Annotated in this window: 12 protein-coding genes; 4 read left to right on the top strand and 8 right to left on the bottom strand. The window is 41.6% G+C overall.

Annotation, left to right across the window (positions count from 1 at the left end; translation table 11 throughout):
* Window positions 1-898 (top strand): hypothetical protein (locus KAU88_01235; protein MCK4477139.1); only part of this gene is annotated, 898 nt, incomplete at its 5' end.
* Between the two features lie 86 nt (window positions 899-984).
* A complete protein-coding gene (locus KAU88_01230; GenBank protein MCK4477138.1) occupies window positions 985-1,167 on the top strand; it encodes a 4Fe-4S binding protein in 183 nt (60 codons plus the stop codon).
* Between the two features lie 3 nt (window positions 1,168-1,170).
* Here KAU88_01230 and KAU88_01225 read toward each other — a convergent pair whose 3' ends face one another.
* A complete protein-coding gene (locus KAU88_01225; protein ID MCK4477137.1) occupies window positions 1,171-2,241 on the bottom strand; it encodes a histone deacetylase in 1,071 nt (356 codons plus the stop codon).
* 3 nt (window positions 2,242-2,244) lie between these two features.
* Window positions 2,245-3,696 carry an asparagine synthetase B gene (locus KAU88_01220; GenBank protein ID MCK4477136.1) on the bottom strand — a complete coding sequence of 484 codons (1,452 nt, stop codon included), beginning with the start codon at window positions 3,694-3,696 and terminating at the stop codon, window positions 2,245-2,247.
* A gap of 90 nt (window positions 3,697-3,786) precedes the next feature.
* Here KAU88_01220 and KAU88_01215 point away from each other — a divergent pair, with 90 nt between their 5' ends.
* Window positions 3,787-5,154, top strand: a complete 1,368-nt coding sequence (locus tag KAU88_01215; GenBank protein ID MCK4477135.1) for an adenylosuccinate lyase — start codon at window positions 3,787-3,789, stop codon at window positions 5,152-5,154.
* A gap of 1 nt (window position 5,155) precedes the next feature.
* On the opposite strand, the gene uppS is transcribed toward KAU88_01215, so the two are convergent.
* From uppS to KAU88_01190, 5 genes are all read right to left on the bottom strand, one after another.
* Window positions 5,156-5,938 (bottom strand): di-trans,poly-cis-decaprenylcistransferase, encoded by a 783-nt coding sequence (uppS, locus tag KAU88_01210; protein MCK4477134.1) that lies wholly within the window; start codon window positions 5,936-5,938, stop codon window positions 5,156-5,158.
* 12 nt (window positions 5,939-5,950) lie between these two features.
* On the bottom strand, window positions 5,951-6,715 hold the full coding sequence (locus tag KAU88_01205; protein MCK4477133.1) for an S-methyl-5'-thioinosine phosphorylase: 765 nt from the start codon (window positions 6,713-6,715) through the stop codon (window positions 5,951-5,953).
* Between the two features lies 1 nt (window position 6,716).
* Window positions 6,717-7,904, bottom strand: coding sequence for a DUF373 family protein (locus KAU88_01200; protein ID MCK4477132.1), 1,188 nt, complete (start codon window positions 7,902-7,904; stop codon window positions 6,717-6,719).
* Window positions 7,905-9,011: 1,107 nt separating this feature from the next.
* Complete coding sequence (locus tag KAU88_01195; protein MCK4477131.1) at window positions 9,012-9,872, bottom strand: hypothetical protein; 861 nt, start codon at window positions 9,870-9,872, stop codon at window positions 9,012-9,014.
* Between the two features lie 156 nt (window positions 9,873-10,028).
* Window positions 10,029-10,724, bottom strand: a complete 696-nt coding sequence (locus tag KAU88_01190; GenBank protein MCK4477130.1) for an acetate--CoA ligase family protein — start codon at window positions 10,722-10,724, stop codon at window positions 10,029-10,031.
* A 245-nt stretch (window positions 10,725-10,969) separates the two neighbouring features.
* Here KAU88_01190 and KAU88_01185 point away from each other — a divergent pair, with 245 nt between their 5' ends.
* Window positions 10,970-12,229 carry a hypothetical protein gene (locus KAU88_01185; GenBank protein MCK4477129.1) on the top strand — a complete coding sequence of 420 codons (1,260 nt, stop codon included), beginning with the start codon at window positions 10,970-10,972 and terminating at the stop codon, window positions 12,227-12,229.
* Between the two features lie 359 nt (window positions 12,230-12,588).
* Here the strand turns inward: KAU88_01185 and KAU88_01180 are convergent.
* Window positions 12,589-16,436, bottom strand: a 3,848-nt coding sequence (locus KAU88_01180) for a PKD domain-containing protein (GenBank protein ID MCK4477128.1), incomplete at its 5' end; no start/stop codon positions are given.

Genomic DNA, 16,436 nt, shown 5'->3' with positions numbered 1-16,436 from the left:
TAACGTCGCTGCTTTCGACGAACTAGGAAAGAAATTAGATTTCAATGAAGAAGAGAAAAGAGTTTCCCTTAATTTGGTGGAAAATCAGTCGAGAAGCCTTAAACTGACTTACAATCTTTCTGGGGACCGTCTCGTTCAGCAAGATTCGCAAAGTTACATGTTGACACTTGACCTTTCTGAAAACTTGCAAATGATGCCGAGCATTTTTACTTTGAAGATTATTTCCCCTGAGGGCGCTGTGATTCAATCCTTTCCACAGCAAACATTTAGCATTCACAAGGATGTTTTTCAAGAAACACTTTCGTTCTCCTTCTCTAACATTACGTGGATGCAAAATGACCAGTTGAGTTTCACCTACAGCTACACGATTTTTTGGGCGTCCTTCCGACCGACTCTTTGGACAACTGCATTAGTTGTAATTGGTTCCATAGTCGCTCTTGCTTGGCGGAGACCTAGAGCTCCAGTGCCCATTTCAATAATTTTGGTGCCGCGCAAAACGTTGAACGATTTTATTGAGACTTATGAAGAGAAGAAAAAAGTTCTTTCTGGACTTGAACAAGCAAAGCAGAAAGCACGAAAAGGAAAGATTTCTAGGCGGCGATACAAAGTAAGAAAAACTACTTTGGAGAATCGGCTTTCTTCGCTTTCTAGAAGGTTAACAGGCTTACAGCAGAAAATTGTGAGTGGCGGAGCGAAATATGCTGATATCATGAGGCGGCTTGAAGTTGCAGAAACAGAGCTTGATAATATTGAGGCAGATATTAGGCGAATTGAAGTTCGATTTAAGCGTGGAGAGATTTCTGCTCAAACTTATCGGCGACTCATTGAAGACGATTTGCGAAGGCGAGAGAAAGCAAGAATAACAATAGATGGGCTTCTTTTGAGGCTTAAGGAATAGTAATATTTAACAATATTACTCCCCAAACACTTTTATTTATAAATTACCTTTTGATTCAGTTTCTAAAATTAAGAGGTAGACAAGTAATGGTTGAAGTGAAAGTAGATTTGGAGAAATGTGATGGATGTGGCACCTGCGTTGACACCTGTCCTGTGGAAGTGTTCGAAATAAAAGATGGCAAATCTGTACCTGTTAAGCAGGAGGAGTGCTTGATCTGCAGAGCCTGCGAAGTGCAATGTCCAACCAGCGCAATACAAGTCATAGAATAAAAGTTAGGAGTCTAAACTCCAAAATGCTGACTGTACTTCCTTTATTTCTTCTATAATTTTTTCTGCTTGTTTCTCGGCCCGTGAACTTGTTGGTGGGGTCTCAATCTTTATTGGATATGAAAAACCAGCCATCTTTGAAATTGTTGACGCTACGAGTTTTCCTAGTTGTCTGAGGTTATAACCACCTTCTAGCACGGCGACAAATCTGTCTTCGCAAAAAGTTGACGCATAACTAAGGATTTTCTCAAAGATTAAGATATAAGCGGCAGCAGAAAGACTTAGCTTCGCAACAGGATCACCATAGTAGCCATCATAGCCAACAGACGCCAAAATAAACTGAGGCGCATATTGCCGTATAATGGGAATTACTATATCGTCTACTGCTGCCAAGTACGCTTTGTCGCCAGTCCTGAAGGGAAAAGGAATATTAACGTTATATCCCAGCCCTTCACTTTCTCCAATTTCATCCACAAAGCCAGTTCCAGGAAAATCTCGGGGGTCTTCATGTAAACTTATGTAAAGAACTTTGTCTGTATTGTAAAAGATTTCTTGTGTCCCATTCCCATGATGAGCGTCTATATCCAGAATTAGAACCCGTTTAAAATTGAACCTATCAACTAAATGTGCTGCCGCCACAGCTACGTTGTTGAACACGCAAAAACCCGCAGCGTAATATGACCCTGCATGATGCCCAGGAGGGCGAACCAAGGCAAAGGCGTTCTTGACATTTTTGCTCAAAACGAAGTTTACAGCTTTTATTGCTCCTCCAACAGCGTAGCGTGCTACTTCAAAGCTTTCTGGAGAAACTACAGTGTCGCCGATGTCAAGTAGGCCTCCCCCGTATTCAGAGACGCGTTTCACTAGTTGAATATGTTCTGGGATGTGAACGAGTTCCAGATCTTCTATTCGTGCCAGATCAGGTTCAACCAATTTGAATTTGTTCGCCTTAGAAAATAGATTTAGTTTTTCCATTTCGTTCATTATTACCTTGAGCCGTTTCGAAGTTTCGGGATGATCTGGCCCAGTGTTGTGCTCATAATATCTAGGCGTAAAGATTATAGCCGTTTTAGCCATCTTTTATTCCAGCATTTTGTAAGTTTTCAAGAAAGTTTCTTCTACGTATTTTCGCAGAGTTAAACCTTCCTTTTTCGCAAGTTTTCTCATTGCTTGATTTACGCCTGTTGTATATTGGATGGCTTTTTTGGTTTTTTTAGTAATGATTCTGGGAATTCCAAGCTTTTTAGCTGTCCGTCTCAGAACCTTTTTACGTAGAGTGTCTTTTGATGAAGCAATCTTAAAGTTTGCGGGAAGGCTTAAGGCGAGCTGAATTACCTCCCAGTCAATGAAGGGCATCCTTAACTCCACGTTATGAAAGGAGCACACTTTGTTGTCTCTTTCGAGATTTGACTCATGGAGTGAAACTACGTCTTGATAGAGCTTTTCCTGCAAACCAACTAAACCGTGTCTGGCATAGTCTTCAAGGTAGCGGTGATATCCACCGAAAAGCTCGTCTCCGCCCTGCCCAGCCATTAAGACGTTGAAGCCAAGTTCAGCTGATTGTTCAGCAACCCAAAAAATAGATGTTGCAATACTAGCGTTTACTGGGTTGGGTTCTTCAATTAGCCATAGAACTTTTGGCAAGATTTCTTCTACATCGCTTATAGAATATGTGACAATGTGAAGTGGGATGCCTAAAGCTGTTGCAGCACGCTCCGCAAAAGCAGTTTCCTTCTGTTGCTCTAACGCCACATAGACTAAATGGACATCAACATGACATAGTTTGGTCAAAAAAGCGACTATGCTGCTGTCGATGCCTCCAGAAAAAGCCACTGCAACCTCTTTAACGTTTGAAATACGCTCTTTTGTTGATTGAAACAAGATTTGTTTGAGCTGTTGAGCAGCAGTTTCCATGTCTGATTTTTGCGAAGGCGGTTGAGTTATGATTTTAGCGATTTCAAAACGGAAACCTTTCTCATTGATTACAGCCAACTTTCCAGGTGGAAACGAATTAGTCTTCGTTATACCTATTTTCCATAGGGCTTTGCGTTCCGAAGCTACGGCACAAATGTTTTCGTTTTCACCGAAATAAAGTGGACATGCTCCAACCGCATCCCGCCCGACTACGATTTCTCCATCTCTTGCTATCGCAAAAACGTAGTCACCATTAAGGCTTCGAATAAGGTACATCCCTTTGTTTTCAATATCCTCGAGCTTTCCAAGCAAATAGTCTACTTCACTTTTCGAAGGAGCAGGAAACAAGCGACCATCAAAAGCCAAAGTGAAATCTCGGTTTTGGACAGGTTGAGCTTTATCTCTGGACAAGATTTTGGCAAAATTATAACCTACTAAAATGTTCGAGTTCATGTCTTCTTTCCGTAGCTCTTCCACAGTGTTCTTTATCACTACTTTGTGGGGCGAAGCAACCCCAAAGGCATCGGAACCTCGGTGCATTAGCACCTCAAGCATTGTAACAACTACATCAGAAATGTTTGTGCCTTTTTTGTCTACAGCAGCAATCAAAGCACCCATTCACTTTTTCTCCACTTTAAAGGTAGAGGCAAATGGTAAAAAGTTAATCTTTAAAGCAGTATTGCATTAACATGTTTAGGGGGTAGATGAATGCCAATTCTCCCTATAGATACGATGCGCTATGGAACCAAAGAAATGAGAGAGATTTTTGAAGAAGAAAGCAAGCTTAAGCGAATGTTAGATGTTGAAGCTGCTCTTGCATGGGCACATGCCGAAGTTGGGAATGTCCCGCAAAAAGACGCAGAAATAATTATGAAGAAAGCATCAACACGATACGTTAAGCTGAAACGGGTCAAAGCTATCGAACGCGAGATTAAACATGACGTTGCTTCAATTGTCAGGGCTTTAGCTGAGCAATGTGGCTCAAGCGGCGCCTATGTTCATCTAGGTGCAACAAGCTATGACATCGTTGACACCGCAAACGCTCTTCTGCTAAAAGACGCTGTGAAGCTTATCGAACAGAAATTGGACAGTTTGGAGCAGATTTTGATGAAAAAAGCCAGCAAGTTTAAGAGAACAATTATGATTGGGAGGACACATGGTCAACACGCCTTACCAACAACTTTAGGCTTTAAATTTGCAGTTTGGACGCGAGAAAACGCTAGAAACATCCAGCGATTGGGGCAATGTCGTGAGCGTTTGCTCGTTGGGAAAATGACGGGTGCCGTGGGAACTCAAGCAGGTTTGGGTCGACATGCCATGGAGATTCAGAAACTTGTGATGAAAAAATTGGACATAAAACACGCTGACATTTCCACACAGATTGTGCAGCGTGATCGCCATGGCGAATTTATTTGTCTTTTAGCTTTAATTGCTTCTTCATTAGACAACATAGCTACAGAAATTCGTGAACTGCAGCGACCGGAAATTGCGGAGTTGTTTGAGGCTTTTGAATATGAGAAACAGGTGGGAAGCTCTGCAATGTCGCATAAACGTAACCCAGAAACTTGTGAAACGGTTTGTGGATTGGCGAAAGTTTTGAGAGGCTTAGTTTCGCCTTCACTTGAAAACGTTGTAACCTGGCATGAACGGGATTTGACACAGTCTTCAGCTGAACGCTTCGTGATCCCGGAAGCGTGCATTCTAGTTGATCACATGTTGTTCCTAATAATCAATGTTCTAGACAACCTGCGAGTTGACAAAGAACGAATGAGGCGGAATTTGAAGATTACACAGGGACGGGCAATGTCTGAGGCTGTCATGACGGCGCTTGTAAAGAAGGGAATGAACCGCCAAGAAGCCCATGAACTTCTAAGAAAGCTGACAATCAAGAGCGAATTAGAAAGCCGTCACTTCAAAGAAGCCTTAGCTGAGAGCGGAAAAACACGGAAGTTCTTAACAGAAACAGAGATTAGTGACGCTCTTAACCCGCAGAAATATTTAGGCACTGCCATCGAGCAAATAGAGCTAGTTATAAAGAAAACACAAAAAAGAAGAAAAGCAAGAGCACGAACGTGATTTACTTTCCAAATCTACGTTTACGCCGTTGATAAGTTCTCACTGCCCGCAATAAATCAATTCTCCGAAAATCCGGCCAAAACATATCTAGAAAACACAGCTCGCTGTAGGCACTTTGCCACAGCAGAAACCCACTTAGCCGCTCCTCTCCGCTAGTCCTAATAATTAAATCCGGATCAGGTCTTGGCATGTAGGCTGTATACAAGAATTTCTCAAATGTGTCTTCGTTGATCTTCTCCACTGATAACTCTCCTTGCTTTACCTTCTCGGCGATTTTCTTGGCGGCATCCACTATCTCGGCTCGTCCTCCATAAGCCAAGGCTATGGTCAAGAACTGTTTGTCGTATACTTGTGTGGCCTTCTCAACTTCCCGAATTAACTCTTGCAGCTTTTTCGGCAGGAGTTCAACTCGTCCAATAACTTTTACTCGAATCTTATTCTTATGAATGCGTTCATCAGTCAAAATCTCCCGTAACTTTTCCTCAGTAAGACGTAGAATCTCCTCAACCTCTCGTGGCTCCCGTGCGAAATTCTTAGTCGAAAATGAATACAAAGTCACACATCTTACACCTAGATCCAAACACCAATCAAGCAACTGGCTAACTCGTTCAGCTCCGTGTTTGTGACCCATCCACGATTTGAGCATCTGCTCAGAGGCCCAACGTCTATTACCGTCTAAAATAATGGCAATGTGCTCTGGCATCTTACCGCCTTTAACTTGGTGCCAGAGCCACCGTTCGTAAATTTTGTAGGCACCAATTGCCGAAAGTATTCCTTTTAGCATAGTAATGAAACCTCAAAGTTGCGCGTCTTCTAAAGCATGAGCACAAACGCAACTGCGCATCTTCGGTAGAAGAACAATTGCCTCTTTTAAAACTTGTTCAATGACGAATTTTTTCTTTTCCGCAATCTCTGTTAGTTCGCTGATGGTTTGATGTTTCTGCAAGCCAACGGCCATATTAGAAACGTAGCAGAGTGAAGCATAACACATCTCTAATTCTCGAGCAAGAACAGCTTCAGGCAAGCCAGTCATCCCCACTATGTCACATCCAAAACTTCGAAGCATCTTAACTTCAGTGGGGGTTTCATATCGTGGACCTTCGGTGCAAGCTAAAACTGCTTCGTCCCAAACGCTTTCTGCAACATGTTTTGCCGCTTTTATCAAAGCATTACGAATCTCTGGACAGTAGGGCTGAGACATATCTATATGTGTCACAGGGGCACATTCATAGAAAGTTCCTTTTCTAAGCTTAGTGAAGTCCAAAAAATCGTGAGGAACTACCAATTCTCCAAGCTCTAAGCGTCTGTTTATGCCACCCACAGCATTAGTTGCAAAAAGTCGTTCCACTCCAAGCAGATGCAAAGCAAAAATGTTGGCACGATAATTTATACGATGCGGGGGAACTGTGTGACTCAAGCCGTGACGAGAAAGAAAAGCTACGGCTTTGCCTCCGATTCCTCCAACAGAGATTGGCGAAGGCAAACCGTAAGGAGTCCCAATTCGAACATACTCTACTTCACTCAGTAAACCTTCTAAACCACTACCCCCAATAAGAGCTATACTAGCCTTGCTCAAATTCTTCAAGTTTCTTTTTCCTCTTCTTGAAAAAGCTGCTATATTTTATATTAATTACAAGAGCTACAAGAGAAATTGCAATAGCCAACAATATACCAACAAATATTGTGAAAACGAGTTCTGCCCATGCCACTGTAGGATCAATAAGAATTTCTGAAACTTGCTTAAATATTTGTGAAGACCAAGCGATCACAACAGTAATAACTAATGTGCGTAGAAGTCGAATGTCTCGCTTGAAATACCAATGGATTGCTCTTCCAGATAATACTACACAAATTCCAATGACTATTAGGTATATGCCTTGCCCAATAAACTCACCTGTAAACCTTGGCAGCAGACCTAGCCATGCATCCAGAGTTGTCGGAGGGGTACTAAGACTTGAATAATATGTCGTTGCTCCGTTTATTCCAAGAAATATTCCGACAGCAGCGGCTATGATCCCTCCAGCAAAGGCAAAGCCTGCAATCTGAACTGGAAGTGGAGGAGGCTCGTATTCTCTGATCCACCGAAGAAAGTTCATCGTTGCTTTGTCAATACCGAATCCTTTGACAAGAAAAACAACTCCCAAGACTAGGAGAAAGGCTATCCACGTGTAGTATAGCCAGCCCCCAAGATACATGATGGCTAAAATTATTAGCAAGAGTCCTGGAACTCCGAGGGCGATTCTTGAGTATCGAGGGGTTTCTGTGAGCATCTTAAGATATTTACCGAAAAGTGCTACAGTTTCTTCAATGGATTTGCTGTGTTTGATGATAATTCTTCGAACCGACGTGACAGGCACCCTCGATTCAACCAAGGGGAGTACCGCCTCATCTGAGTATCCATCAGTTACGAGGATGACGCTGTTGGCTGGAAAAACTTTTAAAACTTGTTTTAGTTCTCTGACCAGTTTCCGGTCTGCGTCGACACCGAGCAACTGTGAGCCAGAGATTGTGGCTATTTGAAATTTTTCATGTCGTTGGCCTTGCTTTTTAAGTTGGTCGTAAACTCTCACAGCTTCAAACATGGCGTTGGCATCTGGCTCTTCAGGATCTTCTAAGGCTAGTGAAACAGCGGCATCAAGATTTTTCTCTCTGCCTAGTATGGGGGTTTTATCTTCTGTCTTGGTGCCTATGTCACCGTCTCGGTCAACGCATAAAATCAGTAGTCTTTCTTCTTTTTCTTTTGAAGCCATAGAGAGTTTCCACTTTTCTTTGTAGGTTGTCGCAACTTTAACTTTATGTTCTATTAATAAGAGATTTCGTGTGTATTATAAGTGTTTAACCTGTAACTCTAGGATTTAAACTAAACTTTTTAGGCCTTCTGAAGACCATGACGTCATTCTTACCAATGATTATTCGCAGCAGGTGCAGAAAGAGGATCTGACCTTTTAGTGTGCTGGAAACACGACGGGTAGCAAGACCCTTTCCAAGTCATCGGACTGAAAAACCTCATAGAGATTGGCAAACAATGGACACCAAGCCATACACGTACAAAAACCAGACTAGTTTCTTTCTGCCAAGCTAGGGGTTAAACTTAAACGTCAACCACAGAAACTAAATGGTGGAGTGCATCTAGGCGTATCGCTATATTCTTGGAAATCCTTGTGCTGTATGCAGAAGCCTGAACTTTCATGCGTCAAAACGTGCAGTGAGGAAGTCTTCTATCTGAATTAGACTAAACATTCTCAACCGCGGCAGAATATGTAGCTTGAGGATGAACGTCGCTTTAGGCGGCTTTAGGTGATTAAACATTCCATAATTTATTCAGATTGTTGTGGGTTTTGGAAAGTTTGTGCTCTATCAGCAAACGTGATTTCAATTGGATCGTGCAACTGTTCAATGTCAATGGCAGAAATAGTGATTTTTCAGACAAATTCATTAAACTGAACGCGTGGAGAATCATAAAAGATAACAATTCGTTGCGAAGTACATTGTATTCCGCTGGGGTTTCGAGTCGCATTTCAGTTTTCAGGTAAGGAGTTCTCATTGGCCCACACACCTACCCCCTCCCCCTATCTTTTGTTACATTCAGGCTTTCAGATATGGACCCTTTGCAAGTGTGAAATGCGCGCGGTTGTTTTCAAGAACTTTTTTCTGGAGGAAGTTAACGTTAAGAAAAGCCCAACACCGCAGGTTTCCTAAGCATCTACTATAGAGGCTTTGGGGATTCCCGGTGTCTACAGAAATGACTAGGTTTCGCTTGTGAGACTTAATCTGTGTCACTGAACATTATCTGACTGGTTGCTGTCTCATGTGACTGCCCTAGTTAACTGGTTTGCCATGGGTTCCGCACGCGTAAATTAGGTCTCTTCTTCCGCCAAGAGCTTGAATTCTTCAAGCGTTAGTTTTTTGCCTTGTTCTAGTTCTTTCAACGCTTTCGCTTTCAACTTCTTTCGCATCTCTTCTTGCTTCAGTGTTCTTTCTTTTTCTTCAGTTTCAGCTAACCCTTTTTTTAGTGCTTTAACCTTCCTTTCGACCGCGATATATTCTTCGCGGATATTCTGTGATTTCTGCTTTCTTTGGAGGAAAACTTGGTGATAGTGGTCTGATTCGGGTTGTAATGCTTTTGCTTTGTCTATGGTTTCCATCATTTTCTTGTGGAGTTCTTGGCTTTGGTCGGCCAGTTCTGAAAGTCGTGTGTGGAAAAGTTTCGCTTCTTTGTCCATTGCTTTTATTTTGTCTTGTAATTTTGTGATTTTCTCTTTTGTGTCACTTATTTTTTGGTAGATGTCTAGTTGGATTTCAAGTCGATTTGCCTTTTCAACGAGGGGTTTTTCTTCCTGAAGTGTTAAGGAGGTTGTTTGAATCTTCCATTCAATTTCCTCTTTTTCTTTCCTTAGAGTGTTGGCAGTCTGTTTTGGTTTCTTTGCGTTCAGAAGCTGCAACTTTTCTTTGAGTTGTTTGATTTCTTTAATTTTCTTTTTCATTAGCTCTCTTGTCTGGTCTCTTTGCATCTTTAATGTTTTTACTCTGGCATTTATTGCGTCACGTCTTTCTCTAGTGTTTGCAGCCTCCAATCGCAAGTCCTTAATTTGTTTGTGGATCGCGTTTCTTTTTTCTGCCCATTGCTCCGTTTCTTTGTTGAAAGAGTCTCGTTGCTGTTTAAGAGGTTTGAGTTGTTGGTTTAGTTTTTTTATTTTCTCTATTAGTTCATCAGACAATTTTTTTGCCTCTTTCACTTTCAGTTGATCCAATTTCCAATGGCAAGTCGACGAATCGCGCATGCACATCTACCATCTAGGCGCACGAAAATACGTGCTGTCGGTTGAATGGAGAATGTTGAGGAAAATCCGTTTATCGATGAGTTTGAAACAGGCTTATTCAAGTATGATTCTTGCATCAACCGTTTTTGCTCCCTTCTCATAAACCATAATCGGGTTAAGGTCTAATTCCTTTATTTCTTGGTGATCTGTCACAAGTTTTGAAGTGTTGACTATTATTTCTGCTATGGTGTTAATGTCTAAGGGCGGCTGATTTCTGTATCCTTTCAAAACTGGGTAGGCTTTTATCTCAGTGATCATTAACTCGGCTTCTTGTTTTGTCACTGGAGCAATGCGAAAAGCCACATCTTTTAGAATTTCTACGAAGATTCCGCCGAGGCCGAACATTAGTGTTGGACCAAACTGATCATCTTTAATGGCGCCTATTATGACTTCTGTTGAGGATGGAGCCATTTCTTGTACTAGGATACCGGATATTTTCGCGCTTGGCTGATGATTATTCACATTTGCCAGAATTGTTCTGTAAGCTCTTTCCACCTCGGGACCAGTTTTCAGGTCTAGCATAACACCGCCTACATCAGATTTGTGAATAATATCAGGTGAAACAATTTTTAGCACAACAGGAAAGCCTATTTCTTCAGCAAACTTCACTGCCTCCTCCTCTCTCTTAGCTACTTCAAATCGCGTGACTGGAATGTTATACTCTTGACAAATAGTCTTGGCTTCAGGCTCTAGGAGGTTTTTCCTATTTTCTTTACATACGCTAGCAAGGATTTCTGAAACTTTTCCCATGGCCCAACACTCCTTGACTCATTTTAGACGCTGGAGGCTTAAGATATTTTAGCCTTGGCTATTGCTGAATTGTTAAACTTTTGGGTTGCCACCAATAAGAAGCCAGATTATGCTAAGATAAAAAAGCCAAATGAAACATAATTATCTATTAACAGTCCACATAAACCTTCAATTACGCTGCCTTAAGTAATTTGCGGAAATCCCTAAATAACCACTTTGCATATTTTTAGAGTTAGACAGCAATTATGGAAGTGATAATAATTTCCATAACCTCTAAGATACAGATCAAAGAATTCAAACAGTGGCTTAGAGACGAAACAGCGAACATTTTGCAGCCTCTTAACGAGCAAGCTAAGAAATTAGTTGACAAAATAAAGGAGAGACTTGACAATGCTCGCAAAGCTTGTGAGAAACTGACAGAAGAAGGAACTAGAGAAATGGAAAGAGGAAAGGCAGCCCGCAAAGCTAGAGTTACAGAAAAGCTTTCCAGATATTTTCAGAAACAAATCGACAAAATAGCCTTTCCAGACAAAATGGCCTTCAGTGAACTACATAAGCTGCATAAAGATTTAGAGAAAATGTTTTCTTATGTTGCGCGAGAAAGGAATGCTTGGTTTCCCCGAATTTCCCCCTTGTTCATAATTACGAGAAAAAAAGTTGACTTCGCATTCACTAGATTAGTAGGTTCCATCTCAGAGTTAGGTAATTTTTTGTCAACTGAATATTCAAAGGCAGAAGCCATAGAGAGACTGTTTTTGGAGGCTGATGAAATGATGAGATTATTAGACGAATCAAGCAAGTATGAAGGACACAGAGCGAGTATTGAAGAGAAGATGCAAATTCTTCAGCAAAAGATGGAAGAAAACGAAAAAAACATCGAATCTGTCAAAAGCAGTGCGGAACTCGGCGATCTTGCTGAAATGAACCAGAAAATTCAACAGCTAAGAAAACAGGTGAAATACGATTTGAGGCATCTTCAAAAACCTTTCATGAAGTTTGCAAATCTGACAAGGGGTCCAGGGTACACTCTTTCCACAGAAGAGATAGAAAAGCTTAGCCAGTACTTGGAAGATTCGTTTATTGCTTTTGCTACCGAAAAGCCTAGTTACCCGACGCTTAAAAGTATATTAAGAAAGATAGAACGGGCGATGGATGGAGGAAAACTCAAGCTGAAGAGTAGCCGTTTGAGAAAGAGCATAGAGGAAATCAATGCAATTCTGAACAAAAATAAATTGGATAGCTTGCATCAAGACTGTACACACGCTTTTTCTTTAAATCAGCAGTTGATCTATTCAAAGGAAACACAAGTAGCACAAAGAAAAGCCAAACAACTACAAGGGAGATTCGAGGAACTGCGAAAAAGAAAAGATGTAGCTGGAGCTAGGCTAGATACACTGGTAAAAGAGCAAAAACAACTACTGAAAAAGGTTAACGAACAAAAGAAGATGCTGGAGAAATTAGTGCATAAAATTTTGGAAAGGCACATTAACTTAAAACTTGGATAGGAACGATTACGTTGCGTGTCAGAAATAGAGTTCCCCTGTGTGCAATTCAAAGAAACATAAAAAAAGTGTTGTAGATTCCATTTATTCCTTACTGTAGCAATTATATCGCTTGCAACGCGGCGGCTTTTCTATATGAGCAAAAAAAGAGAAGAACAACAGGAATATTTCAAGGTTTGATTGGCAAAAACACCTCACTCTACCTAGTTGTAGGAGCTTTACGCCTTCGGACGAGTTATTTTTGAGGACATGATTATGAAAGCCGCTATGTAGATACACATTGATGAAGAAAAGACAGATAGGAATCACTGCAGTGCACGTCTCTAGCGAATTGTGGATTGGAATTGCTCAGACCTTTGTTTTCAAAATTGAATAGTTTGGCCATAGTGGATCGCGACTATAACAACATCGTAAATGTTTATTACTCCATCTTCTACTAGGTCGGCCTTTGGGTTCCAGCAAGCCTCTCCTTCTGAACATCCGTAGATTCCAGTAACAGCAACAACATCGAAAATATCCACATCTCCGTCGCCGTCTATATCGGGATTCATCTTCACTTGCACAATGCCATCGACATAGATGTTGTCGATGGTGTCGATCTCACCCGTAATAGTATCTATAGTTGCACTTATGGAGTATTTGCCACTTAGCGTATTTGTTGTATTCCAAGAGAAAATTAATATTATTTGACCGCCGGGAGTCAAGTTAGTCACCGTACGTGTTTGGATTGCGATAAGTGCAGGCGAGTTGAGTTGTTCGAAGGCTTGGTTAGATATGATAACTCCATTAATAGTTACGTTGTTAATGTACCAACCCTCTTCGAGGTGTCCTAGGTCAGTCATATAGCGAAAACCTAGAAGTACATTCTCTCCACCATAGTCGCTCAGATTGAACGTCATTGTCATCCACTCTGGCCAGTCTTCACTCGTTCCAGTGAGTCCTGGAAGATTTGCAATAGTGTTCGAATCCGTGTCAAGCATATGTTCGTGTGTGGTGTACGCGTTTTCTAGGGAAGCCCATGTCGCCCCTTCATCTATGGATATTTGAACGAACCCGAAATCGTAGAGATACTCGACGTTATATTTGGTTTCAAAAGTCAACACGGGGTTGTCAGTTGGAATGCTAATTGAAGTTGCTAGGAGAAAATCTCCCGAGTTTTCAGCGTCTGAATACCATACAAGGTGGCCGTCTATGTCGATTAGATGCCATCCGTGGACTTCCGATGCATAGAGAGTAGCGTTGAATGTTTCAATCTCTGTTCCCTCGTTCTTCACAACAACGGAGACATTGAGAACTTGATGCTTGTAAACCGCAGTAGCCGACGGTGTGACATTTATTATCGCAATATCGCGCCTGCCTCCAAGGATGGTTTTGGTGGCTTGCACCGAATTCGATGCACCGTCATCATCTGTCACCGTCAACGTAACAGTGAAAGTTTCATTAATAGAATATACATGATCAACAACCATTCCGGATGCGTTAGTTCCATCACCAAAATCCCAAAAACAACTAACAATTAGTCCATCAGGGTCATAGCTTGTAGAAGCGTTGAACTCGATAGTCTCACCAGCGTAAGCGCTTTCTTTTGATTCTGTGAAGGAGGCTATTGGAGACCTATTTAACACAGTTTTAGTTGCAGTAGCAGTGGCAGTTGCCCCTCTATCATCTGCAACCGTCAATGTCACAGTGTAACTTCCGTCGTCACCATAAGCATGCTCAGCGGTCACCCCTATAGCGTTAGTCCCATCGCCGAAACCCCAATAATAACCAACAATAGCACCATCCAAATCATAACTATCAGAAGCATTGAAAATAATCGTCTCACCAGTATAAACTGTCTCACTAGACTCCGTGAACAGGGCAATTGGAAAATCATTTTCAAGGATGGTTTTGGTGGCTTGCACCGAATTCGATGCGCCATCATCATCTGTCACCGTCAACGTAACAGTGAAAGTTTCATTAATAGAATATACATGATCAACAACCATTCCGGATGCGTTAGTTCCATCACCAAAATCCCAAAAACAACTAACAATAACACCGTCAGAATCATAACTAGCAGAAGCATCAAATTCGATGGGTGAGCCAACGTAGGTAGTTTCCAGAGATTCAATAAAGCTAGCTACAGGTGGGCTGTTTAGAACCATTATTCTTGTCTCTTTGGTATCCACTGCCATGTCGTTATCTGTTATAGTTAAAGTGACATCGTAACTACTGCTGATTAGATATGTATGGTTAACGATTATGCCATGTGTGATGGATCCGTCGCCGAAATCCCAAAAATAATCAGTAATATAACCATCAGGATCATAACTAGCAGAAGCATCAAAAGAAACCACTTCACCTGTATGGATAGTTATAGGATCTATCGAAAAATCTGCTATTGGAGAAATATTCAAGACAGTTTTTGTGGCACCCATAGAGGCTGTGTCTCCATCATCATCCGTAACGGTTAACGTAACTGTGTAAGTTCCATTATCGACATATTGATGAGTCACTATTTCCTCTGTTGTATTAGTTCCATCACCAAAATCCCAGAAATAACTAACAATAACACCGTCAGAATCATAACTAGCAGAAGCATCAAAAGTAATAATCTCATCAGTGTAAACCGTCTCAGCGGATTCTGTGAACGATGCAACAGGAAACTTGTTCAGAACAAATTTGGTTACACCAACAGTGTTTATTGCCCCTCCGTTATCTGTAACGAACAACGTTACAGTGTAGTTTCCATTTTCACTGTATGCGTGTTCTGTCGTCACTCCAGTACTATTTGTTGCATCGCCAAAGTCCCAGAAATAACTAACAATAGTGCCATCTGAGTCGTAGCTTTCAGAAGCATCAAAAGTAATAGTGTCACTGGTGTAAACCGTTTCAGCAGACTCGGTAAACGATGCAACAGGAGGCTCATTCCAAATAATAACCTTGGTTGCACTGGCTGTCCCGAAATCCCCGTCCTCATCTGTCACTGTTAAGGTTACGGAAAAGGTCCCACCAATAGCATAGATGTGTTCAACAACCATTCCGGATGCGTTAGTTCCATCACCAAAATCCCAAAAACAACTAACAATAACACCGTCAGAATCATAACTAGCAGAAGCATCAAAAGTAATAATCTTGCCTGTAAGTGACACTGCCGTTGATTCTGTGAACGATGCAACTGGAGACCTGTTCAGAACAGTTTTCGTTGAAGAACCAGTGCTTACTGCACCATCATTATCGATGACTGATAGCGCTACGATGTAGCTTCCGTCGTCAGCATAAGCATGTTCAGCGGTTACCCCTGTCGCGTTAGTTCCATCACCAAAATTCCAAAAATAACCAACAATAGCACCATCCAAATCATAACTATCAGAAGCATTGAAAATAATCGTCTCACCAGTATAAACTGTTTCGGCGGACTCTGAGAAAACTGGAACAGGAAGCCGGTTCAGAACAGAAAGGACACTAGTTGTTGAGCCAAAAGAGCCATCGTCGTCAGTAGCGATGAGGGTTACTGTGTAGCTTCCATTATCCAAGTAGGAATGGTTTGTGGCAATGCCAGTTGCGTTGGTTCCGTCGCCAAAATCCCAGAAAAAGCTAACAATAGTTCCATCGGGATCATAACTAGCAGAAGCATCAAAAGAAACCACTTCACCTGTATAAGGTGTTTTTGTTGATTCTGTGAAGGAGGCTATTGGAGACCTATTTAACACAGTTTTAGTTGCAGTAGCAGTGGCAGTTGCCCCTCTATCATCTGCAACCGTCAATGTCACAGTGTAACTTCCGTCGTCACCATAAGCATGCTCAGCGGTCACCCCTATAGCGTTAGTCCCATCGCCGAAACCCCAATAATAACCAACAATAGCACCATCCAAATCATAACTATCAGAAGCGTTAAAGCGAATTGTTTCCAAAGTGTAAACAGTTTCAGAAGTTTCAGTGAATGAAGGCACCGGTTGTTCATTCCAAATAACTGTCTTTGTAGAAGAAGTTGAACCTACTGCTTCATTATCATCTGTCACAATTAGCGTAACTGTGTATGTGCCATTTACGTTATAGGTGTGTTGGATGACGATGCCTGTACCGTTGATTCCATCACCGAAATCCCAGAAGTAACTAACAATGGAACCGTCAGGATCATAACTGTCAGAAGCATTGAATGTGATATGAGCCCCCGTATAGATTGTTTCAGCAGACTCGATAAATGACGCAACTGGAGGTCTATTTA

It is taken from the genome of Candidatus Bathyarchaeota archaeon, from assembly GCA_023131225.1.
Classification (GTDB): Archaea; Thermoproteota; Bathyarchaeia; order Bathyarchaeales; family SOJC01; genus JAGLZW01.
Note: the sequence above shows the minus strand (reverse complement) of the source record. Positions and strands in the feature narration are given on the sequence as shown.

Bases quoted from the DNA above. Each gene is read 5' to 3' on its own strand.
- KAU88_01230 (MCK4477138.1), top strand. From the start codon at position 985: ATGGTTGAAGTGAAAGTAGATTTGGAGAAATGTGATGGATGTGGCACC.
- KAU88_01225 (MCK4477137.1), bottom strand. From the start codon at position 2,241: ATGGCTAAAACGGCTATAATCTTTACGCCTAGATATTATGAGCACAAC.
- KAU88_01220 (MCK4477136.1), bottom strand. From the start codon at position 3,696: ATGGGTGCTTTGATTGCTGCTGTAGACAAAAAAGGCACAAACATTTCT.
- KAU88_01215 (MCK4477135.1), top strand. From the start codon at position 3,787: ATGCCAATTCTCCCTATAGATACGATGCGCTATGGAACCAAAGAAATG.
- uppS (MCK4477134.1), bottom strand. From the start codon at position 5,938: ATGCTAAAAGGAATACTTTCGGCAATTGGTGCCTACAAAATTTACGAA.
- KAU88_01200 (MCK4477132.1), bottom strand. From the start codon at position 7,904: ATGGCTTCAAAAGAAAAAGAAGAAAGACTACTGATTTTATGCGTTGAC.
- KAU88_01190 (MCK4477130.1), bottom strand. From the start codon at position 10,724: ATGGGAAAAGTTTCAGAAATCCTTGCTAGCGTATGTAAAGAAAATAGG.
- KAU88_01185 (MCK4477129.1), top strand. From the start codon at position 10,970: ATGGAAGTGATAATAATTTCCATAACCTCTAAGATACAGATCAAAGAA.